This window comes from Nocardia sp. NPDC056952 (genome assembly GCF_042674185.1).
GTDB lineage: Bacteria > Actinomycetota > Actinomycetes > Mycobacteriales > Mycobacteriaceae > Nocardia.
In genome coordinates this window covers 476,307-493,958 of the sequence record NZ_JBHURA010000005.1, presented here as the reverse complement: position 1 = coordinate 493,958, position 17,652 = coordinate 476,307, and the positions used below count along the sequence as shown (strand labels likewise).

The following is a 17,652-nucleotide window of genomic DNA, read 5'->3' as shown; positions in this document are numbered from 1 at the left end:
AACGGGTTGCCCGGTCATAGCTGAACGGGATCAACCGGTGGCCGGGCGCGGCGCGACAGCGAAGTCGGTGGCCCGTGCGGTGCCGATGAGCGCGGTGGTGAGCACCGATCCGGGCTCGACCGCCGCGGTGACGAGCACGATCTGCGCGGTGACCACCGGGTCGGCGAGTTCGAACACCCGGATGTCGGCGGTGGGTCCCAGCGCCGCGACCCACGGCTGCGGCACGATGCACGCCCACCGCCCGGTGCGGGCGTGTTCAAGCAATGTCGCCACCGAGTCACTCTCGAGTTGCGGTGCCGCGGTAAGGCCCAGCGTCGCGAGCGCGTCGTCGATCAGCTGACGACCGCGCATCCCCGGTGGCAGCAGACACATCGGCAGTTCCAGCGCGTCTGCCCAGGAGATCTCGGTGCGGCCCGCGACGAGCGCGCTCCCCGCGACGAGAACGTGACGTTCGGCGTAGAGCGGGGTGAGGGTGAGGCCGGAAGTATCGACACCCCGCGCGTAGACGATGCCGGCGTCGAGCTCGAATCGGCGAATCCGTTCGACGATGTCGAGCGAGCGCAGACTCGTCTCGACCCGCACCCGCATCAACGGATGTTCGGTACAGAAAGGGTCGGTGAGCAGCGCGACCGTGCTCGACGCCGCGGGCACCACCCCGATCCGCAGTTCACCGGTGAGACCGGTTTGCAGCGCGCGGACCTCGTGTTCGAGCGCCTCGCGGTCGGCGATGATCCGCCGGGCCCACAGCACCAGCCGCTCACCCTCGGGAGTGAGACCCTCGAACGTGCGCGCGCGGCGGACCAGCGGCACGCCGAGTTCGTGTTCGAGTTTGCGGATCGCCTCCGACAGCGCGGGCTGCGACACGTAACAGGCCTTCGCCGCCCGGGCGAAATGTCGTTCCCGGGCGAGCGCGACGAAGTATTCGAGCTGACGGAACAGCATTCGGCGATCGGGTCAGTCGTCCTGGTCGTCGGCCGCTTTGTTGCGCGCCTTCGCGATCTCGAGCGCCTTCTCGGCGGTGGCCTGGTCCGGGTAGGGGCCCATCCGGTCGCCGTACCAGCAGGCCTTGCCCTGTTCGGCCTTGTGGTGCTTGAGGCAGTAGTACCACTCGTTGTCGTCAGCCATGCCGACAGTATGCAACGTTTCGCATACCGGCGTCTCGTAGGTGGGTAACGCGGGGGTAGCGGGTTCACGAATGAGCAGGGCGACAGCGATTCCCACCGCGACGCCGATCACCGTGTCGACCCCGCGTTCGGTGAGCAATGTGAGCGGATCGGACGGATCGGCCAGTTCGGTCATCGACATGATCAGCGGCGTGAAGAAGCCCATCGCCACGGCGTAGTGGCGGGCCATGAACAATTCGGTCGGGTAGAGCAGCGCGATGATCGCCAGGCCGAGCATCGCCGGGCTCGGACCCGGGATCAGCAGCGGCGCGGTGACCGCGAGTCCGATGAACGTGCCGACCACCCGGTGCATGCCGCGGGTGATCCGGTCACGGGAGCTGGCGGCGGCCAGGGGCACCGCGGCGCCCGCCATCGCCCAATTGGCATGGCCGACGCCGAGCAGCAGCCCGATCCCGCCGGAGATCGAGATCGCCAGCGCGTAGCGTCCCGCCTGCACGTACGACACTCCGCCGGTGCGATGCGGCGCGATCGGTACCCGCATCGCGCACATGCCTGCCCGGCGGACTCGCCGCGTCGACTCGAGATAACCGACCAGCACGCACAACGCCGCGGTGCCCGCACACAGCACCGATGCCAGGAGCGGATCGCGCTGAGCCCCGGCCACCATGGCGATGGCGCCGAACGCGAAGATCCCGAAGAACGGCCCCTCCGGCCGCAAGCCGAGGCGGTCGGTGATCGGCGAGGCCACCGCGGCGAACACCGCCACCGCCGACACCAGCACCGCGGGAGGGGCGTGCAGGCGCGCGAGCAGGATGCCGGCGCCGACGGCGCCGACCAGCATCACCGCCGCTTCGCTCTGGTGGATCAAGCGCCGGCGCGGCGATTCCGCGAAGCCGTACATCCCGGTGAAGGAACCGAAGACGGCGTAGATGAGCAGGTCGGTGCGGCCCACCGCGATCAGCACGAGGCCGGGAATCGCGAGACCGACGAAAACGCGGGCGGCGGGCAGATGATCGATCTCGGTGACGAACCGGTGATAAATCTGGCGCGCCCGTGTTCGCGTGGTGCGCAAGGGTTCCTCCGAAGTCGGTCGCGGGACATGCCCGTAGGGCCGATGATCAAGCCTGCACGATCCGCGCGCACGCCGTCAACCTGCGGTGATCCCGGTCGCACCGGCGAAAACGGCGCTCTGGCGGGGGTGATAAGCGCGACCGATCGACCGGTCGGAAATCGGTCTTGGACGTCGCCGACCGACACGACGAAAGTTACCTACGCCCTTCCGTGATCTCGACGGTAGAGAATCCAACCGAGGCACTGGACAGAGCACATCTTTCTCGACCCGCATTCACCGCGAAGGGAAGATCTGACATGGCTGACGGCCCGCACACCATCTGGGATCCCGATCAGGGCCCGAGCGAAGCAGCAGACCGGGCAGCCGTGCCGAAAGCCAAGCCCTACCACCATCCGGCGGCGGGCTGGGGCGCGGCGATCGCGGTCGGAAAGTTCATGGTCGGCAAGGAACACGAGCCGTTCATCGGCACCAAGGCCATCCTGAAGATGAACCATCAGGAACGCGGCTTCGACTGTCCGGGCTGCGCGTGGCCCGACGCCACCGACGGCTTGGTCCTCGACGTGTGCGAGAACGGCATCAAGCACGTGACCTGGGAGATGACGCACAAGCGGTGCACTCCTGAATTCTTCGCCCAGCACACCGTGACCGAGCTGGCCACCTGGAGTTCCTTCGACCTCGAGGACCAGGGCAGGCTCACCGAGCCGATGGTCTACGACCCCGAGACCGACCACTATGTGCCGATCAGCTGGGCCGACGCGTTCGAGATGGTGGGCAAGGCGCTGCGCGAGCTGCCCGACCCGAACGAGGCCGCGTTCTACACCTCGGGCCGACTCGCCAACGAGGCGACGTTCCTCTACCAGTTGATGGTGCGCGAGTACGGCACCAACAATCTGCCCGACTGCTCCAACATGTGCCACGAAGCCAGCGGCCGAGCTCTGCAGGCCTCGCTCGGCACCGGCAAGGGCACCTGCGACCTCGAGGACTGGGACAAGGCCGACGCGCTGTTCGTCATGGGCCTCAATGTCGCCTCGAACGCGCCGCGCATGCTGACCTCGCTCGCCGAGGCCTACAAGCGCGGCGCCCAGGTGGTGCACGTCAATCCGCTGATCGAAGCGGGCTCGCGCAACACGATCATCCCGCACGACTTCCTCGCGATGGCCACCTTCCACCCGACCAAGACCGGCACGCTCAACCTGCAGGTGCGTATCGGCGGCGACTTCGCGCTGATCCGCGGCATGGCCAAGGCCGTCCTCGAAGAGTCCGCGACCGACGAGAAGGCTCTCGACCACGAGTTCATCGAGCGCTACACCGTCGGCTTCGACGAGTACGTGCGCGAAGTCGAGGCGACCACGTGGGCCGATATCCAGACCGAGTCGGGCCTGAGCGAGGCCGAGGTCCGCAAGGCCGCCCGCATCTACTGCGACTCCGACCGCAGCATCATCAGCTGGTGTCTCGGCATCACCCAGCACGAGCACGGCGTGGAGACGATCCGCGAGATCGTCAACCTGCTGCTCCTGCGCGGCAACCTGGGTCGCGAAGGCGCGGGCCCGTCGCCGGTGCGCGGGCACAGCAATGTGCAGGGCAACCGTACGTGCGGCATCGACAACAATCCGCCCGCCGCGTTCCTCGACCGGCTGGCCGAGGTGTGTGAGATCGACGTGCCGCGCGCCAACGGCTACGACGTCGTCTCCGCCATCGAGGCGCTGCAGAAGGGCAAGCTGAAGTTCTTCATGAGCATGGGCGGCAACCTCGTCCAGGCCGCGCCCGACAGCGAATACACCTTCGAGGCGTTCCGGAAGGCCGATTTCACCGTCATGGTCTCCACCAAGCTCAACCGCAGCCACGTCGTGCACGGCAAGCGGGCGCTGATTCTGCCCTGCCTGGCGCGCACCGAATACGACGAGCAGCGCAGCGGCCCGCAGGTGGTCTCGATGGAGAACGGCATGGCCGTGGTGCACCTGTCCAAAGGCATGAAGAAGCCCGCGTCGCCGCATCTGCTGTCGGAGCCCGCGATCCTGGCGGGTATCGCCAAAGCCGCACTGCCCGAGACGAAGACACCGTGGGAGTACTACGTCGAGGATTACGACCGAATCCGCGACACCATGTCGAAGGTGCTGGACGGTTTCGAGGACTACAACCGGCGGGTGCGGCTGGGACTCGGATTCCGGATCCGCCAGCCCGCGCGTGAGCTGATCTTCCTCACCCCGTCCAGCAAGGCGGAGTTCTCCGCCGCGACGCTGCCCGACACGACCAACCCGGCCGGGGTGCTCACCCTGGCGACGCAGCGCTCCCATGACCAGTGGAACACCACCATCTACACCAACAACGATCGCTATCGCGGGGTGAAGAACCTGCGCACGCTGGTCTTCATGAACTCTCGCGATATGCGCGACCGCGGCCTGAAGGAATTCGACGAGGTCGATATCACCAGTACCGCCCGTGACGGGTCGACGCGGTCGCTCTACAGGTACAAGGTCGTCACCTACGACATTCCGCCGGGCTGCGCCGCCGGGTACATGCCGGAAATGAATGTGCTGTGCGCGATCGGCGATTACAGCACCGAGAGCGATCAGCCGATGATGAAGAGCGTGAAAGTGACTGTCACACCGTCGAGTTGAACTCATTCGAGGAGATGGCAATGAACCAGCACACGCGAAAGACACTGGCGTCGATCGTCGGGCATCCGGCGCCGCGCGATATCGAATGGACGCAGTTCATCACCATGTGGGACGACATCGCCGACGAGGTCGAGCAGGAGCACGGTGATCGGCTGGCGGTGAAGATGAACGGGCATCGCGAGGTGTTCCATCGCCCGCACGACGGGCGGGTATCGATCGGCGATATCGAGCACGCGCGCCAATTGCTGAAGGACACACCGGTACTCAAAGGTTCGGGCGATATGTTCGTGGTCGCGATGGACAGCGAGAGAGCGGGTATTGCATTTCGACCTCGACACTCCCGAGGTCGCCGAGACCGAACGCGATGTGACCAACCACGACAAGGTCGCCCACCATCTCCGCACGGTCGAGCATCACACCGGGCACGACGATCAGCAGGTGTTCATCAAATATTTCGACGATCTCGCGGTGGCGTTGATCGAGTCGATCGGCACCGAGAATTTCGTGCTGCTCGGGCACGGGCGCGGCAATTCCGATGTGGCCGATGATTTCGTGAAGCGCTTGCGCGAGATCAATCCCCCACTCGCCCAGCGGATTGCCGGGGTCGGCGTGATCGACCTCAGCGCGGCCGACGACGCGACGCTCGAGGCCGCGGCTCAGCGGATCCTCGAGGCCGCGAAGTAGGGGGACAACCGATGTCATATCTGCTCGCACTCATCGCCGAACCCGGCGAGAAGTCCCCGGCGCAGCAGTTGGCGACCGAGGCCCAGCGGGTCGCGATCCGCAACAGTATCGACGTGGTGAGCCTGGCCGAGCTCGACACCCTGCCGCCCTACAGTGCCGCGATCGACACCGAGGACGGGCGGCCGCTGATCGCCAACCAGTTGCGCCGCTCCACGCTGGAAGCCGACGGTGTGCTGCTGTTCGCGGTCGAGGGCGAGTCCGTGGCGCCGCTGGCGGCGAGTGTGATCGCGTGGCTGGCCAATCCGGAGTCGGCGCCGACCGTCGGGGGCAAGCCGGTCGCGGTGATCACAGTCGGGCCGGGTGAGGTGATCAATCAGGACTTGGCCGATCGGTTGCGCAAGGCGGGCGCCGAGGTGGTGGCCGACGGTGTGTCGATCACCGGATCGTGGAGTGACCCGGACACCGTGGCCCGGCTCGGCGACACGGTGGTCGCGGTCGCTTCGGCGAGCTGAGGTTCCCTACGCGACCGCGGCCCCCGATATATCGGGGGCCGCGGTCGTTTTCGGGTCAGTAGACGTAGACCACGGCGTTCTCACCGCCGGTGCAGGTGACGAGTTTGCCCTCCGGTGCGCACGTCATCGTGTAGGTGCGGCCGGTCACCGGGCTGGTCGCCACCACCGAGCGGGCGCCCGTCCCGCCGCCGGCGTAGGCCTCCCGGACCGCTTCGGCGAATCCGCAGCTGGTGACCGCGCTGCCGACGGCGACCTTGTTGTAAGAGCCTGTGGCGGTGCCGGTTTCACAGGGCTGCGCGCCCGCGGGCAGGGTGACCGGTCCCGCCGAGGTGGTGGGGGCGGCCGTGGTCGCGCGCGCAGTCGTGCCCGCGGGTTGGCCGGAACCACCCGGCGCCTGCGAAATCGGTGCGGCCGTGGAGGTTTCGGCGGGATCGGCGGCCGACATCATGCGCCAACCGATCGCGCCACCGACCGCGAGTACCAGAACGGCGAAGACACCGGCCAGCACGGGCAGCAGAACCGATCGGCGACGCTCCGAATCCTGGTGCGCCCAGGCCGGATCGGGACCATACGCGGGATCCGGTCCATAGGCCGGGTCAGGCCCGTAACCGGGGTCGTATGCCGGATCGCGGTAGGCGTGATCACCGTAGGCACTCGGCGGTTCGTCGTAGTCGGAGTACGCGTTCTCCTGACCCACGTACTGCCGGGTCGCGGCCGACCTGGCCGGATCCTCGAACTCCGGCGGGGCCTGATGGGCAGCGAAAGGCGCGGCACCGCCACGGTATTGATGTGTCGGCTGCGAGCGCTGCGGATCGAGTCCGTCGGCGCCGTAATGCTGGGTCGGCGCCGATCGTTGCATGTCGGCGGGGTCGTACTGCTCGGTCGCCGGTGCGTACTGCGCGGGCGGGCCACCGAACCGGTCGTCGGCATCCTCGTCGAAACGCTCGGGGGGACCACCGAATCGGTCTCGCGGATCGTCGAGATCGCCGCCGAACTTCTGCGTCGGCGGCGCGAAGGCGGCGGGGTTGTACTGCTCGGTCGGCGGGCCGAACGCGTCGCCTCGGCCATGGCCGGAAGGGCCGTCGAATCCGGCGTCCGGCGAGCCGCCGAAAGGTCCTGCGGGACTGTCGAATCGGTCCTCGGGGACTTTCTGTTCCGCACCGAACCGCTGGGTCGGAGCCGCGAAAGGAGCAGGCGAGTTCGGGCGAGGTGCGTCGAATTCCGGTGTGGGGGCGGGGAACCGGGGGTTCGGGTTCGATGCCGGCGGGAGGTATTGCTCGGTGGGCGGGGTGTATGCCGCCGGGAGTGGATGTTCGCCGGAGTAGCGCTGGGTGGGGGCGCCTCGCTGGGGATCCTGCTGCGGCGGGAGACGGTGCGGGCCGGTGGGCGCCGGGTAAGGGGTGGCCGACGCGGGACGCTGTGGCTGCAGCAGGGGAGCCGACGTTTCGCCCGGCTGCGCACCGTCGTAGAGGTGCGCGTCGGGAAAGGGGCGCATTCGCGGGAGGCCCTGGTCGGGGGTATAGGCCGGGGGCGGCTCGGGGGCCTCCGGCTCATCGGCCGACGGGAGGGGCGCGAAGTAGGTGTCGGCGGGCCGGATTTCGGCGGGGCCGGTCGGCTGGATCACCGCGGGTATCGAGATCTCGCCGGTGCCTTCGGCGGGAACACGGCGGAAACCGGTGGTATCCGATGCTCCGGGGCGCGCCTCGGGCGGACGGATGATCAAGGTCGGCTGGGCGCCGGTCGCGGTCGACTGACTGCGCGAGGTCTCCACACCACCGGTGGCGGTCACCGCGCCGATCACCCGGAACTCCCCGGTCGGCGTCGGCACCTGCTCGACGTCGGCGGGCTCCTGTGAGTCGGGGGCGCCCTTGCGGGCACCACTCGCGGCACCGATCGGCACCGCACGCGCCGGCCCGGTGGCGGACCCCGCGGGGCCGCCACGCTCGGCACCGGCCGGTCCGCCAGGAGCACCGGTCGGCGCCCCCGCGGCACCGCGTCCCACACCGGCGGCGAAACCGGCGGCGGCGGCGAAACCGCGCCCGGGAGCCGAGCCCGGGCTACCTTGCGGGGCACCCGATGGCGCGCCGGCGGAACTGCGGAGCGTGGGACCGGACGAAGAACCTGGAGTCACATCATGGCCACCGGGGACGCGGCGGGCCCCGTCGTACGACGCGAAAGCACCCGATGGCGCGGGCGCGCCGGTTTCCCGCACGGCCGAAGCCAGCGCTCGGCGAGCGGCGACGGCCAACGCACCGGCCGACGCGTAGCGATCGGCCGGGTCCTTGGCCATGCCGGTCCCGATGACGTCGTCGAGCGCGCCGGGGATACCGTGCAACAACTCGCTCGGCCGCGGCGGGGCCTCGGACAGGTGCGCGCGGACCAGCACGCTCATGCTCGCCGCGGGGAAGGGCGAAGCGCCGGTGAGGCATTCGTGCAGGACACAGGCCAGTGAGTACACGTCGGCGCGATGCGAGATCGGGCCCACATCGAAGCGTTCCGGTGCCATGTAGATGTAGGAGCCGACCGCCATCCCGGCCTGGGTCACCGCGCTGTCACCCTCGGTGTGCGCGATGCCGAAGTCGGCGAGGTAGGCGAAATCGGCGGGCGTGACCAGGATGTTGGCGGGCTTCACATCGCGGTGCACCAGCCCACCCGCGTGCGCGGCGTCCAGCGCGGCGGCGATCTGCTCGACGACGGCGACCGCGCGTTCCGGGCTCATCGGCCCGCCCCCGCGCAGCACGGTGCGCAGATCGGAGCCGGGCACCAGGCGCATATCGATGAAGAGGACCCCGTCGATCACACCCCAGTCGTGGATGGGGATCACGTGCGGTTCGGCGAGCTTGGCCGCGGCCTGGGATTCGCGCCGGAACCGGACCTGGTAGGCCGGGTCCTGTGCGAGCTCCTCGGCCAGCAACTTCAGAGCGACCACTCGGTCCTTGCCGGTGTCGTAGGCCTCGTAGACCTCGCCCATCCCGCCTTTACCCAGCATCGACCGCAACTCGTACGGGCCGAATCTGCTCCCCGTCCGTGACCCAGGTGCCTGCACCAGCGTCCGCCTCCCACTTCTGGCAGGCCCGTGGACCTGCTTCTCAGTAGGAAGATTCTCCCGGTGTCACTACGCCGTGGTCAAACGCGAACACGATCGCGGCGGCTCGATCGCGCAGGTCGAGCTTGCCGAATATGTGTCCGACGTGGCTTTTCACGGTTACTTCCGAGATACCGAGTTCGGCGGCGATCTCGCTGTTGACCCGGCCCGAGCCGATCAATTCGAGCACTTCGTACTCGCGGGCGGTGAGTTCGCCGAGCCGGCGATCGGTTCGGGTACCGACCGGTTTCACTGTTCTGTACGCCGTGAGCACCCGTCCCGTCACCGAGGGATCGAGCCACGCGCCACCGCCCGCCACGGTCCGGACCGCGCGGATCAGATCCTCCGCGGGCGAATCCTTGAGCAGGAAGCCCGCGGCGCCCGCGCGCAGCGCGCCGGAGAGCAGCTGATCGTCGTCGAAGGTGGTGAGCACCAGCACCGGTGGGGCGTCGGGGCGGGCGCGCAGCAACCGGGTCGCATCTATGCCGCCGACCCGCTTCATCCGCAGATCCATCAGCACCACATCGGGTCGTTGCGCGGCGACAGCGGCCGCGACCTCGTCGCCGTCGGCGCACTCGTTGATGGTGAAACCGTCGCGACGCCGCAGGATGCGACGCAATCCGCCGCGCACGAGTTCCTGGTCGTCGACCACGAGCACTGTCACCAGCTGCTCGATCGGCGAAGCGGTCGTCACGTGTCCTCCTGAAGTTTGTTCCAGAGCTTGCCCGGCAGCACGGCCGAGAGGGTGGCGCACGAGCCGGTTCGCAGGGGGAAGCCGACCCCCACGGTCCAGCCGTCGTCGCGGTTGCCCGCGGTGATCTTCCCACCGAGCAGTTCGGTGCGTTTGCGCATGCCGCGCAGTCCCATCCCGGTATCGCGGCGCGGCGTGGGCCCGGGCGGCAGCGAATTCGACACCACCAGCGTGGCCGCATCGGCCGAGACATCGAAGCGCACCGTGGCGGGGGCGCCCGGCGCGTGCTTGATGACGTTGGCCAGCGATTCCTGACCGATCCGGTAGAGCGCGTGGCCGATGGCACCGGAGACGGTGGTCAGGTCGCCGGTGCGCGCGTAGTCGACGGTGAGCCCGGCGCGGCGGAAGTCGCCGATGAGTTCGTCGATATCGGCGGCGCCCGGCTCGGGAGCCAGTTGCGCCGGGCCCGCGTCGAGCATGCCGACCGTACGCCGGATGTCGGCCATCGCCTGGCGGCCGAGGCGTTCGGCCTCGACGAGCGCTTCCACCGCCTCGGTGACGTCGTCGTCGGTCTGGAGCGCGCGGCGGGCGGCGGTCAGGTGCAGCAGGGTGATCGAGAGCGAATGGGCGATCACATCGTGGACTTCGCGGGCGATCCGGCGTCGTTCCTCGTCGGCGGCCTGACCGGAGCGGATCGCCTGATTCTCGCGCTCTTGATACAGGAAACGCCGCTGATACTGCAGCATCACCCCGACGAACATGCCGAGCAGGATGCCGATGATGTACATCGGTAGTCCTTGCAGCGGCTGCTCACCCCAGTGCACGTGCCCGGCCACGTCGAACGCGACCAGTTCGAGGATCGCGAGCAGGGTGAATCCGATCGTCCACCCACGCGAGGCGACCGCGGCCACCTCACCGGCGACGATCACCAGCACGAACGGCGCGAAATCGGCGTTGACCGGCTGCAACAGGAACAGGGCGCAGGAAGCCAGTGCGCTCCCCTTCAGCAGCACGGGGTGGGGATTCACCCGGAAGATCGCGAACAACGGGATCGGCAGGAACGCGGTGGCCATCGCCAGCAGCGGCAGCACGCTCGGGAAATACGCGTGCCGTTGGATCACCGCCGCACCGGTGACCACCAGCAGGGCGAGGTCGGCGGTGAGGATCACCGCGGGCGGATAGTCGTAGGGCAACGATTCGATACGTTCGCGGACGGTGGTGAGCAATCGCGGCACCGCGGCTCTGGCCGCGAACCGCTGCCGCAGGCTCACTCGGCCCGGCGCCTTCGCGGGGATGGCGTGGCTCACATCCATGATGTAAGGCTAGTCGCCGCCTACCGGGCGAGCATCGTCCCGCGAACGGTACCGATCTCCTACCTGGGTAGGAGAAGAAGTCGGGTCCCCGGGACGACGATTCGGCCGTTCGCCGCCCGTAACGTTCGATTCACCCGCTCACGGAAGGTGAAGCCCATGACCTGGACCGATCTACACCACCGCACCGAGATCGTGCACACCGTGCTCGCCAGGGCAGCGGTCGACCCGAACGACCCGGCTCTGTTCGCCGGCATCGCCGAGCTCGACACGCTCTTCGGCGGAGTCGACGGCCTGCTGCAGGCGCTGGCCAACCGCTGGGACAATCACCTGCGCGTCAAACTCGAACTGGCCGAGATCGACGGCCGCACCCCGATGGAGGCCTATCTCGAGCTGGCCGCCGAACAACCGGCCCTGCGTGGGCTTCTCGACGCACGCCCGGCGATCGGGCAGACTACCCGCGACCGCGCACTCGCACGCTGAAACCCGAAACTCCCTGGGGGACAAGATATGCCCGACATCGAATCGCCACAGCAGCCGATGCTGGAGTTGACCCGGGTGGTCAAGCAGTATCGCGTCGGTGATCAGGAAGTCCGCGCGCTCGACGAGGTGAGCATGCGCATCGAAGCAGGCCAGTTCACCTCCATCATCGGGCCGTCGGGTTCCGGCAAGAGCACCCTGCTGCACCTGCTCGGTGCGCTCGATCGTCCCGATGAGGGCTCGATTCGTTTCCGCGGCACCGAGATCGGCGATCTCGACGAAGACCAGCAGGCCGCGTTCCGGCTCGAGCAGGTCGGCTTCATCTTCCAGTTCTTCAACCTGCTGCCCACGCTGTCGGCCTGGGAGAACGTCGCCGTGCCGAAGCTGTTGGACGGCACCGGCTTACGTAAGGCCAAGCCGCGCGCGCTGGAACTGCTCGATCTCGTCGGCCTCGGCGATCGCGCACAGCACCGGCCCGCGGAGCTCTCCGGTGGGCAGATGCAGCGCGTGGCGGTGGCCAGGGCACTGATCATGGATCCGCCGCTGATCCTGGCCGACGAACCGACCGGAAACCTCGATTCCAAGACCGGCGCCGCGATCCTCGCGCTGCTGGGCGACATCACGGCGCAGGGCAACTCGGTGGTGATGGTGACTCACGACATGAGCTCCGTCGACTACTGCGACCGGGTGATCACCTTGCGCGACGGTCAGATCGGCGCGGACGAGCGCGTCGCATCGCGGGTCGACGCATGATCGCCGCCGCCATCGATCGATTGCGGCTGTTCAACTTCGGTGAACTGCTCCGCCATCCCGGCCGCACCCTGATGTCGGGAGCCGTGATGGGAGTCTCGGCCGCGCTGATCGTCGCGGTGCTGAGCATCTCCGGGTCGGTCACCGGGTCGGTCGACAAGCTCACCAAGGGTCTGGCGGGCACCGCCGAACTCGAGATCACCGGTATCACCGACGCGGGCTTCGAACAGTCACTGCTACCCCAGATCGCCGCGACACCCGGAGTGGCGACGGCGGTGCCGATGCTGCGCGGCACGCTCGGCGCCGGCCCCGACCGGGCACTGCTGATCGGCGCGGATCAGAATATCGGCGCGCTCGGCAGCGATCTGGCCGGGCCGATGTCGCAGTACACCACCAAGCTGCTCAGCACCGAGCGCGGCGTGCTGGTCGGCGCCGCCATGGGTCTGCGCGAGGGCGACCCCGTACCGATCGGGGCGGGCACGGCGAAGGTGGCCGCGGTCCTCGACTCCGAGGCGACCGACCGGCTCAACAGCGGACACGTGGTGGCGGGTCCGCTGCCGCTGATCCAATTCCTCACCGACCGGGTCGGCAAGCTCGATTCGGTGCAGATCGTGGTGAAGCCCGGCACCGATGTGGCCGCGCTGCGCACCGCCCTCACCGAAGCGGTGGACGGCCGGGCGGTGGTGGCCGAGCCGAGTCTGCGCACCGCGCAGGCCGGCGGCGCGATCCAGATCATGCGGTACTCCACGCTGATGTCGTCGGCGGCGGCGCTGATCGTGTCGGCCTTCTTGATCTACAACGCGATGAGTATGGCGGTGGCGCAACGCAGGCCGACGCTGTCGCTGTTGCGGGCGATCGGCGGCAAGCGGGCCCCGATGGTGCGTGATCTGCTCGTCGAGGCCGCGATGCTCGGGCTGATCGGCGGGGCGATCGGCGCGGGAATCGGTGCGCTGATGGGGCGGTTCGCGATCGACAGGCTGCCCGCCGCGATCGTGCAATCGGTCGAGGCGCGCACCGAATTCCAGGTGCCGAACTACGCGATCCCCGTCGCGATCGCCGCGTGTGTGGTGGCGACGGTGCTGGCGGCGTCGATCGCGGCCAGACAGGTGTACAAGGTCGCCCCGGTCGAGGCGTTGGCGCCGGTGGAGGCCAGCGATGCCGCGGCGACCAACTCGGTGTTGCGCTGGGTCGCCCTGGCCGCGGGTGTGCTTCTCGGTGCGGCGGCGGTGGCCATCGCGTTCGTCGACCTCGGGCGACTGTCGCTGGCCGCGATCACCACGTCGTTCACCGCGACGGTGTTCCTGTGTTTCGCCGCCACCGGTCCGATCGTGCGTGGATCCGCGGCGATCGCCCGCTGGTTCGGTGCGCCGGGCGCGCTCGGGGCGACAACGCTGGAACGCGCGCCGCGCCGGGTCTGGGCCACCGCGATGACGGTGATGATCGGCGTCGCGGCGGTGGTCGCGCTCGGTGGCGCGTCGGGCAACATGGTGAAGTCGGCGACCGATTCGTTCCAAAGTCTGGGCGACACCGATCTTTACGTGAGTCCGAGCCCCGTCGAGCAGTTCCCGACCGGGCCGGTGCTGCCCGACGGGCTGGCCGCACGGGTCGCGAACGTCCCCGGCGTGGAACGGGTGAGCCCCGCCCAGATGGCCTTCGCGACCATCGGCAGCGGTCGGGTGATGTTGCAGGGCTATCCGCCGAGTACCGCCGATACCCGTCTCGGCGCGGTCGATCGGGCGGTGATCGACCGGATGGAGCGGCGCGAAGGTGTGGTCATCACCCGTGATGTGGCGCGGTCGCTCTCGCTGACCGTCGGCGACGAGATCACCATGCCCACCCCGTCCGGTGAGCGCAAAACAGCTGTGCTGCAGGTGATCCCGTACTTCACCGCCGTCTCCGGTGTGGTGATGATGAACCTCGACCAGATGCGGGAGTGGTATCAGCGACCCGGCGAGACGATCCTGTCGATCCACTACTCGCCCGGTGCCGACCCCGATGCGGTGCAGGCCGCGGTCCGCGCGGTGGTTCCCCGGGAAATCCATGTCGACACCGGCGCCGACATGGTCGACGCGATCTCCTCGAGCGTCCAGCAGGGTGCGGCGATGAGCAACATGATCCTGTGGATCGTCGTCCTGGTGGCGACGGTGGCGTTGCTGAACACCCTGATGCTGTCGGTCCTGGAGCGACGCAGGGAGCTGGGGGTGCTGCGCGCCATGGGCACCAACCGCAAGTTCCTCCTGCGCTCGGTGCTCGCCGAAGCCGCGGGCATCGGATTCATCGGCGCGGCCATCGGTCTCCTCGTCGGCGTCGCGGTGCAGTATCTGGCCACGGTGGCGATCGGGCACGCGATGACCATCGACATCGTCTACCGGCCGAGCCCGCTGATCGCGGTCTACGGTGCGGTCGCGCTGGGCCTGGCCCTGCTGGGCTCGATCCCGCCCGCCCTGCGCGCGGCGCGGATGCCGATCGTGGCCGCGCTGGCCGTGGACTGACCTCGGTCGCCGCGGTGCCCGGCATCTCAGCCCGGCGCCGCGGCGGCGACGCCTTCCCTGACACCGCCACCTCGGTATCGCAGGTCGATCGCCCCGAGATCGGCCCCGTCATCGCTCAGAGCGGAACTTCGTCCCACCACGCGATGACCTCGTCCTGCGCGGAAGGGCGGGTGGCCCCACCGGTACCGCTGCTTCCCCGGCGACTCACCACCACAAGGTAATTCGCGCGGGCGGAGTCGCCGGGGAAGCTCAACACCTGGTGCGCGGTCTGGATGCGGATGCTCGCCGGATCCGGAACCACCCACCGCTGCAGCGAGAACGGCACTTCGTCCTTGTTCCCCGCGTAGCGGACGGTCGCGGGCAGCGCCTCCAGCACCGACCGCGCCTGGCTCGCGTTCGCGTATTCGAGCACCAGGTAGCTCACCGCACCCGCCTGATTGTCGAGCCGCTCGCACTGCCACCCGGTCGTGATCGGAGTCCACTGCAACGCAGGCTCTTTCCACGCCAGCTCGCTGACATTGCGCACCCCCACGCACCGCGCCCCCCGATACCCCACACCGTCACTCATCTGCCCCTGCGGAACCAAGGTCGGGAAAACCCGCCGACTCTCCGCGAACGAATCCGCCACCTCGGCCACCGAATTCGACGGCCCGCTCGCACCGTCTTCCACGTCGAGACCGTCGTCGTCCCCCGGCAACACCACCACGACCAACGCGACAACCAACGCGACCAGCACCAGAACCAGTGCCACCAACACAACCCACCCGAACCGCTGCATTCCCGACACCCGTCGAGGCACCGGCCAATACCCCCGATGCGGCACCATCCAGGGCCCCCGCGGCCCGGGCCGCGGGGGCCCGTGCTGCTGCCCCGCACCACCCGGCATGACCGGGCCACCCGACTGCCCCGCCGCCGCCGACTGGCCCGCGTCTACCTGAGGCCCCGCGCCACCCGGCTGCCCCGCGCCACCAGGCTGGCCTGGGCTGCCCGGCTGACCCGCAATGCTCGGCTGACCGGCAATGCTCGGCTGACCCGCATTGCTCGGCTGACCCGCATTGCTCGGCTGACCCGCGCTACTCGGCTGACCCGCGCTACTCGGCTGACCCGCATTGCTCAGCTGACCCGCATTGCTCAGCTGACCCGCGCTACTCGGCTGACCCGCGCTACTCGGCTGACCCGCGCTACTCGGCTGACCCGCATTGCTCAGCTGACCCGCATTGCCCGGTTGACTCGCATTGCTCTGTGCTGCGCTGCCAGGCTGTCCCGGCTGGCTGGACTGCCCTGCGGCCCCCTCCCGCGCCACAGGCCCGGCTGGGGCCGTGTTCGAGGCCCCAGCGATCGACGTCACCTCGGTCAGGGCCGCCGCGTTCGCGGCATCCAGCTCGCCCGCGTCGCGCATCGATACGACATCGGTTGCCGCAGTGGCCGATACCTCGCCGGACTCCGCACCGCCGGTCGCTGCTTCGCTATCCGATCGAGCCGCCGTGGATGACGGCTTGTCGAGAGACACTGGGCTGGCAGATATTCCGGCATCGCCCACGGGCGCGGCCCCAGCTTCGGCGACGCCCGGCGCGGGGGGCTGCACGCCCGCGGATGGCGGCACGGCAGCCGAGGCCGCGACCGCAGGCGCAGCGGCAGCCATGGGCGCCGCACCAGGCGCAGCGGGCGCGGATCGGCGCGCATTCGGCTGTCCGGCAGCGGGACTCGCGGCCGGACGCTGGACCACCGGAGGTACTTCGCCGGGCGGCACCGCACCGCTGGGCGCGGCCGGGCGCGGGGCGACCGGCGGGACAGCTCCGAAAGGCCGCGAGGGCGGTTGCCAATGAGGTTGTGGCGCAGGTTGTCCGGGGGGACCCGGGTACCCGGGCTGTGCCATACCGGGCGGCGCGTAAGGCGCGGCAGGTCCTTGCTGCGGGGCGGGCGGGTAGTAACCCGGCATCGGGTTCGCGGGCGGGCGTGGCAGGACCGGTGGGGTCTTGGAGGTCAGCGCCTGGCGGGCCGCCTTGGCGAACGCCGCGCAGGAATCGAACCGTGCCGCAGGATGTTTCGCCATCGCGGCGGCGAGGACGGCGTCCATGATCGGCGGCAGACCCGCGCGACGCAGCGCCAGGGGCGGGGGCGCGGCGTAGAGGGTGCCGCGGATGATCTCGTTCGGATCGGCGGAGTCGAAGGGCGCCAGTCCGGTGAACAACCAGTACAGCGAACACGCCAGCGAGTACTGGTCGGAGCGATGGTCGAGTTCGGCGCCGGTCATCTGCTCCGGCGACGCGTAAGCCAGTGTCGCGGTGAACATTCCCTGCTGGGTGAGGTGGGTGGAGTCGGCGCGGAGACGGGCGATACCGAAGTCGGTGAGGAAGACCCGCTCGCCCTGGCCGCCGGTGGAGCGGGCCAGCAAGATGTTGGCGGGCTTCACATCTCGGTGCAGCACTCCCCTGCCGTGCGCGTAGTCCAGCGCGTCGGCGACCCCTTCGATGATCTGCACGGCCCGCTCGGGCGGCAGCGCCATCGGGTCGACCGTCGCGGCGTCGATCCCGTCGACGTACTGCATGCTGATCCAGAGTTGTTCGCCCTCGGTCCCCCGGTCGAAGACGGTGACGATGCCGGGATGGTCGAGCCCGGCGGCGAGATCGGCCTCCCGTTCGAACCGCGCGCGAACGCGCTCGTCGGCGAACAGATCCCGGTTGAGCAGCTTGAGCGCGGTGAGCCGGTCCAGGCGCGGATGCCGGGCCAGATACACCGTGCCCATGCCGCCCTGGCCCAGCATCGCCTCGATGGTGAACCCCGCGAACACCTCACCGATGTCGTGCACTACGACCCCCTTCCGACCGTGTGAC

Annotated in this window: 13 protein-coding genes; 6 read left to right on the top strand and 7 right to left on the bottom strand. The window is 69.0% G+C overall.

The features are described from left to right. Positions 1-30: 30 nt before the first annotated feature. Both ACFTS5_RS21015 and ACFTS5_RS21010 read right to left on the bottom strand, forming a co-directional pair. Positions 31-942, bottom strand: a complete 912-nt coding sequence (locus ACFTS5_RS21015; RefSeq protein WP_378633391.1) for a LysR family transcriptional regulator — start codon at positions 940-942, stop codon at positions 31-33. Positions 943-954: 12 nt separating this feature from the next. Continuing rightward, the gene (locus ACFTS5_RS21010; protein WP_378633389.1) at positions 955-2,196 is read right to left on the bottom strand and encodes an FUSC family protein; all 1,242 of its coding nucleotides are present in this window, start codon (positions 2,194-2,196) and stop codon (positions 955-957) included. A gap of 296 nt (positions 2,197-2,492) precedes the next feature. Between ACFTS5_RS21010 and ACFTS5_RS21005 the strand changes: the two genes are divergently transcribed. After that, positions 2,493-4,814 carry an FdhF/YdeP family oxidoreductase gene (locus ACFTS5_RS21005; protein ID WP_378633383.1) on the top strand — a complete coding sequence of 774 codons (2,322 nt, stop codon included), beginning with the start codon at positions 2,493-2,495 and terminating at the stop codon, positions 4,812-4,814. Positions 4,815-4,816: 2 nt separating this feature from the next. On the opposite strand, the gene ACFTS5_RS21000 is transcribed toward ACFTS5_RS21005, so the two are convergent. After that, a complete protein-coding gene (locus ACFTS5_RS21000) occupies positions 4,817-5,047 on the bottom strand; it encodes a hypothetical protein (protein ID WP_378633382.1) in 231 nt (76 codons plus the stop codon). A gap of 85 nt (positions 5,048-5,132) precedes the next feature. Between ACFTS5_RS21000 and ACFTS5_RS20995 the strand changes: the two genes are divergently transcribed. After that, on the top strand, positions 5,133-5,498 hold the full coding sequence (locus tag ACFTS5_RS20995) for a hypothetical protein (protein ID WP_378633379.1): 366 nt from the start codon (positions 5,133-5,135) through the stop codon (positions 5,496-5,498). An 11-nt stretch (positions 5,499-5,509) separates the two neighbouring features. Next, positions 5,510-6,010, top strand: a complete 501-nt coding sequence (locus ACFTS5_RS20990) for an NADPH-dependent FMN reductase (RefSeq protein WP_378633377.1) — start codon at positions 5,510-5,512, stop codon at positions 6,008-6,010. A 55-nt stretch (positions 6,011-6,065) separates the two neighbouring features. On the opposite strand, the gene ACFTS5_RS20985 is transcribed toward ACFTS5_RS20990, so the two are convergent. From ACFTS5_RS20985 to ACFTS5_RS20975, 3 genes are all read right to left on the bottom strand, one after another. Beyond that, the gene (locus tag ACFTS5_RS20985; protein ID WP_378633374.1) at positions 6,066-8,999 is read right to left on the bottom strand and encodes a protein kinase; all 2,934 of its coding nucleotides are present in this window, start codon (positions 8,997-8,999) and stop codon (positions 6,066-6,068) included. A gap of 100 nt (positions 9,000-9,099) precedes the next feature. After that, entirely contained in the window at positions 9,100-9,789 is a 690-nt protein-coding gene (locus ACFTS5_RS20980) for a response regulator transcription factor (RefSeq protein ID WP_358063879.1), read from the bottom strand. After that, entirely contained in the window at positions 9,786-11,099 is a 1,314-nt protein-coding gene (locus ACFTS5_RS20975) for a sensor histidine kinase (RefSeq protein WP_378633371.1), read from the bottom strand. Before ACFTS5_RS20975 ends, ACFTS5_RS20980 begins: the two co-directional genes overlap by 4 nt. Before the next feature lie 156 nt (positions 11,100-11,255). Here ACFTS5_RS20975 and ACFTS5_RS20970 point away from each other — a divergent pair, with 156 nt between their 5' ends. Genes ACFTS5_RS20970 through ACFTS5_RS20960 form a run of 3 tightly spaced genes read left to right on the top strand, consistent with a single transcriptional unit; the run spans position 11,256 to position 14,818 of the window. After that, positions 11,256-11,579 (top strand): hypothetical protein, encoded by a 324-nt coding sequence (locus ACFTS5_RS20970; RefSeq protein WP_378633368.1) that lies wholly within the window; start codon positions 11,256-11,258, stop codon positions 11,577-11,579. A gap of 27 nt (positions 11,580-11,606) precedes the next feature. Further along, positions 11,607-12,329, top strand: a complete 723-nt coding sequence (locus ACFTS5_RS20965; protein WP_378633366.1) for an ABC transporter ATP-binding protein — start codon at positions 11,607-11,609, stop codon at positions 12,327-12,329. After that, positions 12,326-14,818: an FtsX-like permease family protein gene (locus tag ACFTS5_RS20960; protein ID WP_378633363.1), complete on the top strand. Its 2,493-nt coding sequence runs from the start codon at positions 12,326-12,328 to the stop codon at positions 14,816-14,818. Before ACFTS5_RS20965 ends, ACFTS5_RS20960 begins: the two co-directional genes overlap by 4 nt. A gap of 115 nt (positions 14,819-14,933) precedes the next feature. On the opposite strand, the gene ACFTS5_RS20955 is transcribed toward ACFTS5_RS20960, so the two are convergent. Further along, positions 14,934-17,627, bottom strand: a complete 2,694-nt coding sequence (locus tag ACFTS5_RS20955) for a protein kinase (protein WP_378633360.1) — start codon at positions 17,625-17,627, stop codon at positions 14,934-14,936. Positions 17,628-17,652 lie beyond the last annotated feature (25 nt).